Consider the following 16,170-nt stretch of genomic DNA (forward strand, 5'->3'; position numbering starts at 1 on the left):
CTATAATGCGTTTTTATTTATTCTAATTAACAATGAATGCTTGCTGCAACTGATTTAATTGTGCTTCAAGTCTACTGATAGCCTCTTCTTCTATCGCAAAGCCGCCCTCTTCCAAACGTATAATTTGTTTATCTACAATGTAAACAGAATTGGTAATGGAAGTGGCTCCTAGTACAGCTAATACTGGCTTTAATGCATATTCCAATGCCAACAAATGACTAATCGAACCTCCTACAGCAATGGGGAGTATAGCCTTATCGAGCAAGGCTTTTTGCGGTAGTAGATCCAAGTAAGTCTTCAAAATACCTGTATAGGATGCTTTATAAATTGGTGTAAGGATGACAATAAAATCTGCTTCCTTAACATGCTCATTTTCAGACTGTATTTGCTTACTAGAAAAATTCGCTGTTAATAAATCTGTAGCTGGGAGCTCATGTATATAATTTGAGTGAACCTCTACTCCTTGTGCAATAAAATGATTCTCCACCTTTTCATGAATGGCGGTAACTCTAGAATTTTTCGAATTACTTCCATTAATAATGACTGCTTTTGTCATCTTGCCCACTCCTTTTAGCAATGTTATAAAAGGCCCCTATTCTACAAATCGATGAAACACCGTTTTGTAAAATAGAAGCCTCTAGATGTCTAGTTAACTTAAATTCCTAGTATTCTTATAAAATTAATTTAACATAAATTTCTAGAATGTCAACAGCTTTTTATTGGTGTATTGCTTTCCCAAACACAGCTTTAGCCACATCTCCAATATGCTCCGATACAGTAGGATGTGGAAAAATCATATGTGCAAGTGTTCGAGCTGTACCCCCAGCATTTTTTGTTGCTAATAGTGCATTAAGTATTTCTGTTGCACCATCAGCTACTACACAAGCCCCTAAAATTTGCCCATTATCCTTAGATGAAATTAGCTTGACAAAGCCTTCAGTATTCCCCTCCATTAATGCCTTTGGGTTTGTTTGTAGTGGCATTTTCGTTACAATGTACGGTGCCTTGACTTGCTCTTCTAGTAAACCAAATGTAGCAATTTCAGGGTTTGTATAAACACAACGTGGAATGCTTGTTTGATCAATTGGTATTGGTTGATTTCCTACAATATAATCGACAACGTAAATTCCTTCAGCACTGGCAGAATGTGCAAGTTGATAACCACCCACTAAGTCACCTATCGCATAAATATTCGGCAGGCTTGTTTCAAAATGCTCATTAACAGCGATTAATCGACCATCAAAAGCTAATCCTAGTTGCTCAGCAATTTCTATATTGGGACGACGTCCAGTAGCAAATAAAAGGTTTTCATATGTATAAGATCCTTTAGATGTATGAATGATATTACCTTCAAATTTTTCAAAATGAAAATCTGTCACAAGTTCAATACCAAATTTCTTCATCTTTTCTCGAATCAGCGGTATTGCTTCCGCCTCTTCCGTTTGTAAAATATCCTCGCTATGATTAAGCACTGTTACCTTTGTACCAAGTGGTGCTAAACTAAACGCCATTTCAATGGCAATTACGCCCCCGCCAATGATTGTTAGCTGTGCTGGAAGCTTGTCTATCTCAAAAAATGTGTCCGTCGTATAGTAGGTGGATGTCTCTAACCCTTCGAATCGTGGAACAAAGGGTTTACTACCTGTCGCTAAAATTATATCTGATGCCATTATCGTCTCATTCCCGATAGTTATCGTTAAGTCCTTTACGACTGAAGCTTCACCACGATATAAAGTTATATGATTATTGATAATATAGTGCTCAATGTTTGTTAGTAGTTCATGAATAATTGTATCTTTCCGTTGCATTAGTCGAGGAAAATTAATTTCCACTTTAGGCACTTCTATTCCCCAGCTATTCCCTCTTTTTATTTCCTGCACAAGTTTACTATGCTCCAATAAAATCTTTGATGGAATGCAGCCAACATTATAGCAGGCTCCTCCCAATTTATCTCGTTCGATGAGTGCTACTTTTTTGCCATTCTTGGCTGCATGTATGGCAGCCACATAGCCACCTGGTCCCGCTCCAATAATAGCAATATCAAAATTTTCCATAATTTTCACCTCATGTACCACCATATCATTTGCAAATTTTGAATGCAATGACAGACATAGTAAAAGCCTTTCATTACAATGAAAGGCCTTTTGACTTATTTGTATACGTTTATGAGCATTCGTTTCTCTTTCGCAGGTATAAGGCTTTCTCTCCGCGGGTATTTGCTTCTCTTTCATGAGTATTCGACGCTCATTGATCTTTTTAATAAATATTTCGTTGCCAAAATCGTTGCTGGGCAATGGCAGCTACAAACTTTTTCGGAAAATCTTTATTACCTGTAGCTAAAACGATTCCTGGCCCTACATTGGCATTCGACATATTGAAGAAGGTTGTGCCAGTTGCAGCAAATCCTATAGGCTTAAAGTGACGATATGCTTCATTTATATAATTGACGATATAAGTATTGAATTTCGCCTGATTACTTGCCTTTACTCCAACAACATATAATGAGTCAAATAATACAGCATCGGTTGTAATAAATGTGTCAGTAGCCGTTAATTGCACACCATTATTCCCTATTACCACACCTAGTCGATCAGAGATTATGCTATAGCGCACACCTTGTCTTGTTAAATATTTCAATACTTCCCCGACTTCATTTGCATCAAAGCCATCACCAATTAAGACGCCTACTTTCAACGTATAGGGTAATTTAACAGTATTGGCTTGACTCAGTGCAGGTGAAGAGGCCGTTACTTTAGACTGCTCGCCATTAGGTCGATTAACACCAACGTTGTCTGCCACTGTGGTAGCCATTACTTTATCCACATGAACAAACATATCCACTACTTGCTGTCGAACAGATTTACTTTTCACTTTTCCTACTTCGAAGCTAAAGGCATCGATAATGTGTTGTTTTTCAGGTGGAGACATGCTGTTCCAAAATAGCCTTGCTTGTGAAAAGTGATCGTCAAAGGATTTACTACGCGCTCTCGTGATTCTTCCTTCAACCTTTTCTTCATAATGAACATATCCGCCTTCTCTTGCAGTAGAGGTAGCTGGTGTATTATTTGCTAATGAATTTTTATGATAGCTTACCCTGCCTAAATTAATGGTCTGTCGACTAAAGCCATTACGTTGATTGTTATGCACTGGGCAAATCGGGCGATTAATAGGGATTTCTGCAAAATTTGGTCCACCTAATCGAATCAATTGTGTATCTAAATAGGAAAACAATCGACCTTGTAGTAGAGGATCATTCGTAAAATCTATGCCAGGTACAACATTACCTGGATGAAAGGCAACTTGCTCTGTTTCAGCAAAGACATTATCCACATTGCGATTTAAGGTCATCTTTCCAATTTTCTTCACAGGTACTAATTCCTCTGGCCAAAGCTTTGTCGCATCTAAAATATCAAAATCAAATTTAAATTCATCTTCAGGTTCTAGTATCTGTATGCCTAACTCAAACTCTGGATAATCTCCAATTTCGATGGCTTCCCATAAATCTCTCCGTTGAAAATCTGGATCCTTCCCTGCAATTATTTGTGCTTCATCCCAAACAAGAGAATGCACTCCTAACACAGGCTTCCAGTGGAATTTCACAAATCTTGATCTTCCCTTGTCATTGACGAAACGGAATGTATGCACACCGAAACCTTCCATCATACGAAAGCTTCGTGGAATGGCACGGTCAGACATTACCCACATTACCATATGTGCAATTTCCTGATTACTGGCTACAAAATCCCAAAAAGTATCGTGTGCGGAGGCTGCTTGTGGCATTTCATTATGAGGCTCAGGCTTTACGGCATGAATTAAATCGGGAAACTTAATGGCATCCTGAATAAAAAATACAGGGATGTTATTACCAACTAAATCATAATTCCCCTCATCCGTATAAAATTTTGTTGCAAACCCACGTACATCACGAGCTGTGTCCATTGAACCTAAGCTCCCTACCACTGTCGAAAATCTGACAAACACAGGTGTCTTCTTTTTCGGATCCTGCAAAAATTTTGCCTTCGTATATTCCGACATGGATTCATATAATTCAAACTCGCCATGTGCTGCAAAACCTCTGGCATGTACAACACGCTCTGGAATACGTTCATGATCAAAATGGGTAATTTTTTCTCTAAGATGAAAATCCTCCATAATTGTCGGACCACGAACACCTGCCTTTAACGAATCCTCATCATTGGACACCCTTAGTCCCTGATTCGTTGTCATTTTCGTACCCTCATTCTCGACACGAAACGGCTCTAATTGATGATCCTTTGGGTTTCCTTCTCCATTTTTGGATTGATTCGACTTTGAGTTATCCACACAATCCCCTTTCATACATGTACTAATTTCGCTCCATATACACTATATGTTTCGGAAAAAGAAACATACCTTCATTCCGACAAAGCATTATGCAAAGATAAAAAACAGGCTTCTATTTGTTAATAGAAAACCTGCTCATTCTTAAAATATGTATCGTATCATTTCATGTATGTTACAGTATGGGTTGTCACGGCTCTCTGTCTCTCGAAGTGCCATCATATCTGTGCAATTTTTAATCGCTAACTCATGTCGTAATGCAATGGGGGCTATGAGGGATTCATCAGCCTTATGCCGGAAATAACGACTCACACCAAGATGCTGTTCCATTTTGTCATTAAGGACAGCACGAGGGTACTTTTCTGTACTATCAACTTCCTCAAAATGCAAGAGTAACCACAATTCAAATGCTTCATTTGTATAGGCAATATGAATATTTTTTTCCTCACAAAATTGATTTACTTCCTCTAGTTGCTTTTCGGTTAGATCATCCTTATCAAAAACAATCCAAACTTCATCAAAGTATTGGTAGCTGGAATCTCGATAAGCATGTTGGGCAAGCTTAATCGCTGAACGTTTAACGTTTTTTATTTTGACGCTAACCATCTTAGAGCGCTTTAAAATACGCATTTGTTCAAAATAGATGCGTTCTGTTTCACCTTCACAATAAATTAAAATAGTTTTACGCAGTGTTCGGCTCCCTTGTTGACGTACTCTCACTGCTCAGATACCTCCGCTTCTTCTAAGTATTGTTCAGATAAATACTCATTAATGACAGGCGTTGCACCAAATTCCCCTTTCATATAGCGTTTCGCATAAGAAAGATCTCCACGTTTCCTTTGTAAATCTGCAAAATCAAATAAGGAGTATAGTTCCGATTCATTTTTAAAGCTTTTATTAACAAACCAAATTTGATCGGCGCGTAGTGGCTGATCAAGTAATTCTATTTCATGACTTGTCACGACAAATTGATTACTGCTATTGCGTTTGCTATTCATAATAGCCATTAAAAACTCACAAATCGATACATGGAAGGCTGTGTCGAATTCGTCTATAAAAATGGTTTTTCCTTTATTATAAGCATCCACCATCACACAGGCTAAATGTAGCATTCGCACTGTGCCCTTAGAATCCATTGTCCAATTAATTGTTTTTGTCCCTATCGGTGCACCTGCTTCATCAAATGATAAATAATGTAGATCAATATCTACTTCTTGAATCACCTCAGGCGAATCAAACTCATAGCCAATTGTATTTTTCTCTCTGCGTTCCACACGTCTAGCCGTGACATCTTGAATGGAGAGGTCTGCAATTTTTAGCAGTTTGATCACTTCCTTTTTAAAGGGCTCCTCTTCAAGTTTACGAATAAGAGGATGACTTGATAACCGATTTGCTTCATCTAGGAAAAGAATTTTATGTAAAAACCAATCGAATATCTTTAAAGCGTCTGGATCATTAAAAACATGTAATACGGATAGAAAGGCTGTATTATTACGTGTATATTTTGTCAATTCCTGTGAAGCTGTTTGAAATGTCTCATAAGAATATTCTGCACCATCCCATTGTCTGACAAATAATTCTTCCTTCAGTGACTTGTTCGTTTTCACAAGACGTTCATAGAGAACTTGAGAAGCATTATACTGAATTTCATAATCATATAAAGCTCCGTCCAAAAAAAGCGATATCATAAACTCTGTTGGTTTGTCTTGCTGACTTCCTAACTTAAACGGTTGATAGGGTAGACGTAACTGCTTTACATTATTTAAGTTTTCAAAATTAAAAAGCAAGGAACGTAATACTTTAATAGCCGTAAACAGATTAGATTTTCCGCTTCCATTTGGACCAAAAATAAATGCGCTTTTTACAAGACGAAGTGTATCAAACTGAATTGTATGGGTATCCTTCCATTTTCGTAGGCGACTTCCAGCTACCATTGAAAACAACGTATCATCTTTATAACTTAAACAATTCTTTACTCTAAAATCTACAAGCATATGTAAGCCTCCGTCCACAACCATTTCTTTAATGAATTATTATACTATAGACATAGAAAAAGACATATTACTCAATGTAATATGTCTTTTTACTTTATCCACTTTTTTGTTGAATTTCTGCCAATGATTCATTTTGTAGCGCATGCAATGTACGTTCAATGCCTTCTGCAAAAGAAATTTTAGGCTTCCAACCAATTGCATTGGCTAATTTATCATTATTTAAAAATGAATGCTCAATATCTCCTTCTCGTGCTGGGGCATATTGAATTTCAAGTGGATGGTTTAAGTGTTGAAGCAGTAAGATGACCTGGTGAATTGACCAAGCCTCATTAGTGGATACATTATACGTGCCTTGTAAACGTGCAGATACACCTGCGTAAATAGCATCAGCAATATCGTCTACATAAATAAAATCACGTGTTTGTTCACCATCACCATAAATTGTAAATGGTTTACCTGCCATACTGCTTTTTAACATACTTGGAATCACAGCTGCTTCACCTTGCATTTGCTGTCTTGGCCCGAAAACATTGGCAAATCTATAGATAAGAACGGGCAAACGATAATCTTTTTGCCATTTCTCACAGTAGGTTTCGCCAATGCTCTTGTTTAATCCGTACATAGATATTGGTTCACAGACATCTGATTCCTCTAATGGAGGATAGTGACTATCCCCGTAAACAGCTGCTGAGGAGGCAAAGACAAAGTGCTGTACCTTATACTTGGATGATAAAAAAAGCATTTGGCTAAGCCCAACTATATTTGTCAAAATATCCTTTACTGGCTCCTGGATAGATTGCTGCACGCTCGTTTGCGCTGCACAATGGACGACCACATCAAAGTTTATTTCCTTAAAGAGATGCTCGCAAACCTCATCCTCAACATTTAAAAGATAGGATTTATGCTCAAAGTCAACATTCCGTAAATGCCCCGTACTTAAATTATCAATAATATAAACCGTTGCACCTTCTTCAAAAAAGCGCCTACCTACTGCACTGCCAATAAAACCATAGCCACCTGTCACTAATACATTCATCCTATCGCCCCCAAAAACAATATGATGATTTATATGCAGTAATTACTAAAAATATGCAAGAAACTTATTTACTGGAAATTTTTCTCAAATTCTTTTTACTAGATTTCTTCATTCACAAGTATCTATTTTGAGCTATATAAAAAGCATGTTTGAAGATTACTTCAAACATGCCCTAGCTATCTATTTTTAAGCTGGATTAATTTCTAATTCAACCGTTACTTTAATATCTTTCCCAACAAGGACTCCACCAGTTTCTAATGCCGCATTCCAAGTTAGACCAAAGTCTTCACGATTAATTGTTGTTTCAGCTTCAAAGCCGTATACTTCTTGACCCCATGGATTTGTGCCTTTTCCATTAAATTCTGTATCAAATGTTACTGATTTTGTAACGTCTTTGATTGTTAAATCACCAGTTACTGCATATTCATCGCCTGCTTTTTTAGCAATATTTGTAGATTTAAACGTAATCGTTGGATATTTTTCGGCATCAAAGAAATCTGCTGCTTTTAAATGATTATCGCGATCTTCGCTACGTGTATTAATACTTGCTGGATCGATTGTAAAACTAATGTTAGCAGTTGTTAAATCTGCAAGATCTGCTGCCTCAATATCAGCTGAGTAACTGTCAAATACACCCTTAACTTTTGATACCATCATGTGTTTTACTTGAAAGTTAATTGCTGAGTGTCCTAAATCAATGTTCCATTTTGCCATTATAAATTCCTCCAATTGGTTGATTTTATCTCGATTTCGAGATATATTTTAAAATATGAAGCAACTACATCTTTTATGTTACCCAAAATTGGATAGGATAAACATTTGTAGTTACTTATTTGTTTACATCTTAGCTTATGAAAAGTTTTTAATTACTTTCTGTAACCTACTATATATTAATAATTTAGTTACGTCAAGTAATTAAAAATAAATTTTTAAAACATAAAAAAAAAGTCGAGTCATCAGTACATCCCTCTCTATGTAATAAAAAGAATATCACCAATATTTGGTGATATTTAGCCGCAGCAATATATTATTTTGCAAAAACCTCAAAAATACCAATCATGATAAGTAGCCATCCTGAGATTGCTGTAGAATGCTTGCCAATAAACGTTTTAGCTAGTAAAGAGCCACATCTACTTCCTACTCCAACTGTGATAAAGGAAAATACGCCGATGGAAATGACTGTCCAAAGGGCTGAGATGCCATTTGCGCCTATTGCAATCCCGCCTGCTAAACAGTTTGCTGACAAGACAAAGCCAAGTGCCATTGCTTCTCTTGTTGAGATTACTAGATTTTTATCTTCATCAAATAATTCGGGATTTCCTGCTATCCGCTGATTAGAAAAATTATTGGACATCAAAGTCCATATACCAATCACACACAGTAGTAAACTCCCTAGTAAATTGGCAGTATGCGGTGAAATATACTCAACAACTGTGCTACCAGCTGTTACTGCGACATATGTGACAATCATCGACATAACAGCAATCACAGCATTTGATAAAATTGGAATTTTAACTTGTTTAACTCCATAGGCTAGACCAATCCCCAAGTTATCTAAATTCGCAGCGATTCCTATTAGAATAATTGTAATCCAATGCATACTAAGCCTCCTCAAATCTCCGTCTCCATTTTCACCTATCGTATGTCAACAATAAAAAAATTAATGGGCACAACGAAGTTTAGTTGATTATGTTCCATCTTTTTAGCAAGGTGTGACTAAACCATCAATTTGACAAAAGTAACAACTTGTTTATAAAATTAAGTTGTTACTTGTTAATATTTTTATTTTTATGTAAGAAATAATAGAAAGGAGATGTAATATGAAACTCATCAAGTTATTGAAAATAGGAATAGCATTTATATGCCTTATTGTGTTAACTGCATGTGGTTCAGAAAATGAGGACACAAAGAATACTGATAAAGGTGAAATCAATTTAGCATATGTTGAATGGGATACTGAGGTTGCATCTACACATGTAGTAGGACAAGTACTAGAAGATTTAGGATATAAGGTAACACTGACACCTTTAGACAATGGGATCATGTGGGAAGCACTTGCAAACGGAGAGGTCGATGGTATGGTATCTGCTTGGTTGCCACAAACACATGCTCCACAAGTAGAAAAATACAACAATAAGATAGAGAACTTAGGAGAAAACCTAACTGGTGCTAAGATTGGTTTGGTTGTACCAAGTTATATGGATGTCGATTCTATTGAAGATTTAACAAACCAAGCTAATCAAACCATTACAGGCATTGAACCAGGAGCTAATATGATGGCTACCACAGAAAATGCCTATAAGGAATATAAGAATCTAGAAGGTTGGAATGTATTGACCTCGTCTGCTGGTGCAATGACCGCAGCCCTCAGTCAAGCTATCTCTAATAATGAAGAAATCATCATCACAGGCTGGTCACCACACTGGATCTTTAATGCCTATGATTTAAAGTACTTAGATGACCCCAAAGGTTTATATGGAGACGAAGAATATATTGGCACTTTTGCGCGGAATGGTTTAAAAGAGGATGCCCCTGAAGCCTATAGCGTCCTTGACCGTTTCAACTGGAGTGCTGAAGATATAGAAAGTGTAATGTTTGATATAATGGAAGGCATGAGTGCCACAGATGCTGCGAAAAAATGGATTGCCAATAATCAAGATAAAGTAGCCGAATGGACGAAAGATGTACAAGCATAAAAAGAGAACCCATTTACTACTCATTAGTAAATAGATTCAGACTGTAGACGGCTCATTCTATAATAGAATGAGCCGTCTACAATTTTTAACGTTCCCAAAAATGAGGGGGGTTTCAGGAGCGTAATCATGAACTAGCAAACTTCTGGAGAAAAGTAGCTAAAGTTCATCCTCTCTACACTGTATTGTAGAACAAGGAATATTCTTTATATGATAATGATAATCATTATCATATTGATTGTCAACATTAATAAAAATGATTTTTTCATTTATCAGTAGCCGTCTTCCACTGTTAAGTAAACAAAACGTTGCTGGCATCTTGCTTTCCTTTGTGCAATCGCTTTCCGCTACCGTGTGCTGAACCTCTACAGCAGATTTTTACGACCAATATCATGAGTGCATTATATACAGAGAGACGACCCTAGAAAAGGGAATCCCCCTCTCATGCCAAAAGCTTCTGCAAAGGGAATTTAAAATAGGAAGCTGCTACCAGTAATATACTGGAAGCAGCTTCCTAGCTAAAATTAAACTTAAAAGCGTATAGTAATGGATTTATAGATTATTGAACTACTTCAGGGTGAAAACCATCTTTTTGGAAGTAATCCTCATGTGACCAAATATTTAATTTTGCATCCTGAGCTTTTTGTTGAATAGCTCTAAATGCATCTTCAAATGTATTGTTTGGTTTATGAATATAACGTACAACTGCAAGCCCTTCGTTTAATAAAGATTCCTGCAATAAGACATTATCTACAAACACGTAGGCTAGAAGGCGATCATAATTGTCTGTTTCTGGTCCAACATCATAGACCGCTTCAATTTTCTTAGCCTTTTCCAATAAATTGATCGTATACTCTTTTGCTTCTTCCGCATATGGCTGAGCGCCACCTTTATTGTAATTCATTTCAGGAGTATCCACCATTAATAGACGAATTTTTCGTTTCTCATCATTAATTGTCGCCTGAATCGTATCCCCATCATATGCTTTAATATAGTCTATCTCAAAGCGTTTATTACCTGTTTTTCCTTCCACTTGTTCAATGGTAATAGTACCTTGCTGATCTGTAACTGATTTAGTACTTTGATCTTCCGCAGGTGATCTGCCAAATATCATGTACAATGCTACAGCCAAAATAATCGTACCACTTGTTATTAATGTTTTTATATCTTGCATTTTCATGTAGTAGGCCCCTCATAACTAATCATCATTGCTTATACTTACGATTCGTATAAGTTGTGCACCTCATCATCAGAAAGACAACAAGTTTCACGATGTTTCTATTGTAAAATATCAAGCTACTACATTCAAGCTATCATATTGTCACTGCTACCCAGTGATTTGGTAAAACCTCTACTAACTGACTATTTTCTACCTCATAACGTATTTTCACGTCTTCTGCATGATCAGCATCAGTATATTTCTGCTTCTCAATTGCAGGATCTGGAATAGGAATAGAACGTAGTAATGCACGTGTATATGGATGTTGTGGGTTAGCGTATAGCTCTTCACTTTCTGCCAGTTCTACAATCTTTCCACCATACATGACGGCTACACGATCGCTGATGTGCTTCACCATGGATAAATCATGGGCAATAAATAAATACGTCAGCCCAAGCTTTTGTTGTAATTCTTTTAATAAATCAACAATCTGCCTTTGAATGGAAACATCAAGTGCCGATAAGGGTTCATCACAAACAATAAAGTTTGGCTCAACCGCTAACGCTCTCGCAATACCAATTCGTTGACGCTGACCTCCCGAAAATTCATGAGGATAACGCATGGCATGCTCTTTTTTCAAACCAACAAGTTCAAGCAATTCCTCTACCCGTTGTCGCCTCTCCTCATGTGTCTTCACCAGACCATGAATATCAAGAGCCTCGCCAATAATATCTAAGATTTTTCTGCGAGGATTTAACGATGAATAGGGGTCTTGGAAAATAATTTGCATATGGCGACGCATTGCCTTTAGCTGTTTTTTCGATAGCCTCGTTACAGGTATTCCTTGATATAGAACCTCTCCATTTGTAGGCTGATGAAGTTGAAGAATCGTCCTACCTGTAGTCGATTTACCTGAACCAGATTCACCAACCAAGCCCAATGTTTCACCAGGATATATATAGAACGATAAATCATTCACTGCTTTCAACGTTTGACCACGACCTAATGGAAATTCTTTGGATAGATGGGTCACTTCGATTAACGGCTTATGTCGATCGATACCTGGCTGAATAGTAGCAATCTCTTTTGGCTGCTTTTTCTCATGCAGTTTTGGTAAGGCATTCAATAATTTCTTGGTATACGGATGCTGGGCATTTGCAAAAATTTCTTCTGTTGTGCCCTGTTCAACTATTTCTCCTTCTTTCATCACTATGATGCGATCACACATACCTGCAACAACGCCTAAATCGTGTGTAATTAAAATAATAGACGTTCCCATTTTCTTTTGCATATCGCGCATCAATTTAAGGATTTGAGCTTGAATAGTAACGTCCAGTGCTGTTGTTGGCTCATCTGCAATAAGCAGTGAGGGATTACAAGCAAGCGCCATAGCAATCATTACCCGTTGACGCATACCACCTGAAAATTCATGAGGGTATTGTCGATACCGTTCTTCGCCGTCTCTAATACCAACCAATTTTAATAATTCTATTGTTTGTAGATAGGCTTCGTTTTTTGACATTGACTGATGCTTGATTAAACTTTCAGCCACTTGATCACCTATTCGAATAGTAGGGTTTGTGGATGTCATCGGATCTTGGAAAATCATACTAATATCTTGTCCACGTATCCCTTCCATTTGTTTTTCACTAAATTCAGTGAGTTCTTGCCCTTTAAACACAATTGAGCCAGATTTCAAAAATGAAGGTGGCGATGGTAATAAACGCATAATGGAGCGAGCCGTTACACTTTTCCCGCTCCCAGACTCTCCCACAATTCCTAGTGTTTCACCTTTATTTAGATGGAAGTTAACGTCCTTAACGGCTTCAAATTCTGTCTCCCCTGTGATAAAGGATACGCGAAGATTATTGATTTCTAAAAGCTTTTCACTCATTCGACCCATCCTTTTTAAAATTTGTGATTGACTTACTTTCAAGTATAATCCATACTTTACAATACTGATAGGAATTATACAATATAATGCTGAATATTTTATTTACGTTTGGAGGAAATGCATGGTTACTTCAAAAAATCATTTAAAACCAGAGAAATTTATTTTCTTTTCTACGGTTTATCAAAAACTAATGCATCAAAAGCCTTATCATCTACTTCTTTTTCTTTTTAGTATTTTAGTTCACCCTTTTACATACTTTATCTATCGGAAAAGGAAACTTTCAAACACTTATGATCAGGCTTTTGCATTGCGTAGTCAGTACTATATAGAGCATGGATTGGTTGCCCAGTGGCAAAAGGAATTTGAGCAACAAGAAATAGCAAAAGCTACATTTTTTAAAGAGGCTGTATTGGAGTCACAAATTCAGCTCACAGCCAAGCACTTAGCTCAAAGGAAGCTTCAACAGCAAGTGGATCAGGATTTACAAAAAGAGGACATACAACAACTATCCTATGTCCAATTTTTTAATCAGCAACTAACTAACAAACGTTTTGTGGCTTTTACCTTTCTACCAGCTGTTTTATTTTATGTAGTACTTATCTTATTTGCGAATCCATTTCTACAATTTATCATTGAACGTATTTTACAAAGCTTCATTGTGATTGTTGGAGTGGCTACATTAGTGTTTACCATTTTATATTTATCACCTTTTGATCCAGCAAGAAACCTACTCGGAGTTGAAGCAACACCTGTGCAAATAGAAAACTTTAATCGCATTCATGGTTTGGATCAACCTTATTTATCACAGCTATGGAACGCATTATCTGGTCTATTTACATTTGATTTAGGTACATCCTTTGCAGGTAAAGAAGATATCACACATAGCATTGCTACAAAATTTCCTGTCACTCTTGAAATTGCCGTATTGTCGTTGCTAATGGCTATTGCTATTGCCATACCAGTTGGAATTATTTCAGCTGTTCGTCCAAATTCATATTTGGATTATACATTTATGTTCATTGCTTTAATTGGTCTATCCATCCCAAGCTTTTGGCAAGGTTTAATTTTTATTTTGACATTTGCTCTAAAGCTACAATGGTTACCAGCTACCTATAACCCTCATAATTGGCTATCGCTTATCATGCCAATTGTCGTCTTAGGAACATCCATTACGGCTTCTATTGCTAGGATGACAAGGTCAAGTATGCTTGAGGTGATTCATGAGGATTACATTATTACAGCAAAAGCTAAGGGCTTAAATGAATTCAAAGTGATTTCAAAACATGCCATTCGCAATGCTATGATTCCGATTATTACGGTGATTGGACTTCTTTTTGGAGGTATGTTGGGAGGCGCATCTGTAACAGAAAAGGTATTCAACATTAGTGGTATAGGTAGTTATATCGTCGATAAACAATTTATCCCTGATATTCCGGCCATTCTTGGGGGCGTTGTTTATATTGCCATCACCATTTCGATTGTCAATTTATTCATTGATATCATGTATGCCTTTTTTGATCCACGCATTCGCTCGAAAATGAAGAAGTCTTAAAGGAGGATCACCTGTGAAAAACATCTTACATGTCAAACTACTCTTGAAGATTACACAGGAATATGTCAATTCTCATTTTACTTTTGTCTTTTCCTTACTGTTTTCTTTACTATTTCTAGCCTATAGCTATAATTTTTCCAGCAATAGCTGGCGACCAGTGGTTCTGCTTCTTTTTGTTATTTATGTCATCACTACGGCATATGTTGCCTTCGTCAATTTACGAATTAAAAAGGATTTAGCAACGTATGGTGACATTCAAAAAAATACTCGAATGTTTGGCTATCCTCTTTTAATAACGATACTGTCAGGCAATATTTTTTCGACATCCTTTGCATTTATGCTTGTGTCAAAAAGAAAGACTGCTGAATATACTTTTGCTGCCTATGCCTTTATAACACAGCTATTCATCTTAGGTATTGCAGCATTGAATTTATTTAAGCCATATGTCACAGATACCTTTGTACTGGCAATGGGCGTTTTCTTAGTACTCTCGCTTCTCTATATCGTGATGGCCATTTTATGTACGAAATATGTCACAGCAACTGAGGCACCTAAATGGATGCTCATTCCAGGTATTGTCCTATTATTGGCGACTTTCACTGGTAATCTATTTGCGACTTTACTAGGATATAGCCTTATCCAAAAGGCTCGAAGGGCAAATCCATCTTCTATTGAGAAATGGCAAAAAATATGGGAGAAGATTTTACGCAATACAATGGCTGTATTCGGCTTATTCTTCATTATTTTCATGTTCTCGTTATCAGTTACAAGTTCTTGGACTTTCGACTATGATTTCGCTACTGAAAATAATTATGGAGCATTGCTACAAACACCGACATTAGAATATCCACTAGGTACAGATAACTATGGTCGAGATTTATTTTCTCGTATTGTGTTTGGGGCACAAATATCATTAATCGTCGGATTTTTCTCCACGATTATCCCCGCAGTTATTGGTGGCGCATTAGGAGCATTTTCAGGCTATTATGGTAAATCCACCGATAATATCATCATGCGAAGTCTAGATATTTTATATGCCATCCCTGGGATATTGTTAGCCATTGCTATTATCGCCGCATTTGGTGCTAATACTGTGAATCTTATTATTGCACTTAGTGTTGGAGCAATTCCAACCTATGCCCGTACAATGCGGGCAAATGTTATGCAGCTTGCTAATTATGAGTTTGTAGAATCGGCTAGAGCTTTAGGTGCATCTGATGCAGCTATTATTTTCAAGCACATTGTCCCCAATTCTTTAGCACCAATGATTGTGAAAGCAACATTAACGATTGGTGGAGCTGTTATTTCCACAAGTAGTTTAAGTTTTTTAGGGCTAGGTATTGAGCCACACATTCCTGAATGGGGCAATATTTTAAAAGTTGGTAGTACGTACCTGGAAACACATTCATATGTCGCGATTTTCCCAGGTCTTTGTATTATGCTTCTTGTCCTCTCCTTTAACTTCTTAGGAGATGGTTTACGAGATGCTTTAGATCCAAAAACAAATTAATCGGAGGTAACT

At 36.9% G+C, this 16,170-nt stretch carries 13 protein-coding genes; 3 read left to right on the forward strand and 10 right to left on the reverse strand.

Annotated elements, in window-relative coordinates:
- Window positions 1–22 precede the first annotated feature (22 nt).
- The 8 genes from ssuE to VK91_RS07425 form a co-directional block, all read right to left on the reverse strand.
- Window positions 23–556, reverse strand: coding sequence for an NADPH-dependent FMN reductase (gene ssuE / locus VK91_RS07390; protein WP_048392005.1), 534 nt, complete (start codon window positions 554–556; stop codon window positions 23–25).
- A 160-nt stretch (window positions 557–716) separates the two neighbouring features.
- Complete coding sequence (lpdA, locus tag VK91_RS07395; RefSeq protein ID WP_048392006.1) at window positions 717–2,054, reverse strand: dihydrolipoyl dehydrogenase; 1,338 nt, start codon at window positions 2,052–2,054, stop codon at window positions 717–719.
- A gap of 202 nt (window positions 2,055–2,256) precedes the next feature.
- On the reverse strand, window positions 2,257–4,338 hold the full coding sequence (locus VK91_RS07400; protein ID WP_048392007.1) for a catalase: 2,082 nt from the start codon (window positions 4,336–4,338) through the stop codon (window positions 2,257–2,259).
- A 126-nt stretch (window positions 4,339–4,464) separates the two neighbouring features.
- Window positions 4,465–5,040, reverse strand: a complete 576-nt coding sequence (locus VK91_RS07405) for an RloB family protein (RefSeq protein ID WP_048392008.1) — start codon at window positions 5,038–5,040, stop codon at window positions 4,465–4,467.
- Complete coding sequence (locus VK91_RS07410) at window positions 5,037–6,314, reverse strand: ATP/GTP-binding protein (protein WP_048392009.1); 1,278 nt, start codon at window positions 6,312–6,314, stop codon at window positions 5,037–5,039. Before VK91_RS07410 ends, VK91_RS07405 begins: the two co-directional genes overlap by 4 nt.
- A gap of 94 nt (window positions 6,315–6,408) precedes the next feature.
- Entirely contained in the window at window positions 6,409–7,350 is a 942-nt protein-coding gene (locus tag VK91_RS07415) for an NAD-dependent epimerase/dehydratase family protein (protein ID WP_048392010.1), read from the reverse strand.
- Window positions 7,351–7,536: 186 nt separating this feature from the next.
- Window positions 7,537–8,064: a YceI family protein gene (locus VK91_RS07420; protein ID WP_004224534.1), complete on the reverse strand. Its 528-nt coding sequence runs from the start codon at window positions 8,062–8,064 to the stop codon at window positions 7,537–7,539.
- A 313-nt stretch (window positions 8,065–8,377) separates the two neighbouring features.
- Entirely contained in the window at window positions 8,378–8,950 is a 573-nt protein-coding gene (locus VK91_RS07425) for a manganese efflux pump (RefSeq protein ID WP_048392011.1), read from the reverse strand.
- 220 nt (window positions 8,951–9,170) lie between these two features.
- On the opposite strand from VK91_RS07425, the gene VK91_RS07430 reads away from it, so the two are divergent.
- Window positions 9,171–10,046 (forward strand): glycine betaine ABC transporter substrate-binding protein, encoded by an 876-nt coding sequence (locus VK91_RS07430; protein WP_048392012.1) that lies wholly within the window; start codon window positions 9,171–9,173, stop codon window positions 10,044–10,046.
- A gap of 556 nt (window positions 10,047–10,602) precedes the next feature.
- Here VK91_RS07430 and VK91_RS07435 read toward each other — a convergent pair.
- A complete protein-coding gene (locus VK91_RS07435) occupies window positions 10,603–11,223 on the reverse strand; it encodes a thermonuclease family protein (RefSeq protein WP_048392013.1) in 621 nt (206 codons plus the stop codon).
- A gap of 133 nt (window positions 11,224–11,356) precedes the next feature.
- Window positions 11,357–13,096, reverse strand: a complete 1,740-nt coding sequence (locus VK91_RS07440; RefSeq protein ID WP_048392014.1) for an ABC transporter ATP-binding protein — start codon at window positions 13,094–13,096, stop codon at window positions 11,357–11,359.
- A 121-nt stretch (window positions 13,097–13,217) separates the two neighbouring features.
- Between VK91_RS07440 and VK91_RS07445 the strand changes: the two genes are divergently transcribed.
- Window positions 13,218–14,648 carry an ABC transporter permease gene (locus VK91_RS07445; protein ID WP_048392015.1) on the forward strand — a complete coding sequence of 477 codons (1,431 nt, stop codon included), beginning with the start codon at window positions 13,218–13,220 and terminating at the stop codon, window positions 14,646–14,648.
- Between the two features lie 13 nt (window positions 14,649–14,661).
- Window positions 14,662–16,158, forward strand: coding sequence for an ABC transporter permease (locus tag VK91_RS07450; protein ID WP_048392016.1), 1,497 nt, complete (start codon window positions 14,662–14,664; stop codon window positions 16,156–16,158).
- The last annotated feature ends 12 nt before the right edge of the window (window positions 16,159–16,170 follow it).

Origin of the sequence: Lysinibacillus sp. LK3, from assembly GCF_001043675.1 — a bacterium.
GTDB classification, from domain to species: Bacteria; Bacillota; Bacilli; order Bacillales_A; family Planococcaceae; genus Lysinibacillus; species Lysinibacillus capsici.

What these genes read in the sequence shown, in the direction of transcription:
- VK91_RS07430 (WP_048392012.1), top strand. Translation starts at nt 9,171, where the DNA reads ATGAAACTCATCAAGTTATTGAAAATAGGAATAGCATTTATATGCCTT.
- VK91_RS07420 (WP_004224534.1), bottom strand. Translation starts at nt 8,064, where the DNA reads ATGGCAAAATGGAACATTGATTTAGGACACTCAGCAATTAACTTTCAA.
- VK91_RS07400 (WP_048392007.1), bottom strand. Translation starts at nt 4,338, where the DNA reads ATGAAAGGGGATTGTGTGGATAACTCAAAGTCGAATCAATCCAAAAAT.
- VK91_RS07440 (WP_048392014.1), bottom strand. Translation starts at nt 13,096, where the DNA reads ATGAGTGAAAAGCTTTTAGAAATCAATAATCTTCGCGTATCCTTTATC.
- VK91_RS07415 (WP_048392010.1), bottom strand. Translation starts at nt 7,350, where the DNA reads ATGAATGTATTAGTGACAGGTGGCTATGGTTTTATTGGCAGTGCAGTA.
- VK91_RS07425 (WP_048392011.1), bottom strand. Translation starts at nt 8,950, where the DNA reads ATGCATTGGATTACAATTATTCTAATAGGAATCGCTGCGAATTTAGAT.
- ssuE (WP_048392005.1), bottom strand. Translation starts at nt 556, where the DNA reads ATGACAAAAGCAGTCATTATTAATGGAAGTAATTCGAAAAATTCTAGA.
- VK91_RS07410 (WP_048392009.1), bottom strand. Translation starts at nt 6,314, where the DNA reads ATGCTTGTAGATTTTAGAGTAAAGAATTGTTTAAGTTATAAAGATGAT.
- VK91_RS07445 (WP_048392015.1), top strand. Translation starts at nt 13,218, where the DNA reads ATGGTTACTTCAAAAAATCATTTAAAACCAGAGAAATTTATTTTCTTT.
- lpdA (WP_048392006.1), bottom strand. Translation starts at nt 2,054, where the DNA reads ATGGAAAATTTTGATATTGCTATTATTGGAGCGGGACCAGGTGGCTAT.
- VK91_RS07435 (WP_048392013.1), bottom strand. Translation starts at nt 11,223, where the DNA reads ATGAAAATGCAAGATATAAAAACATTAATAACAAGTGGTACGATTATT.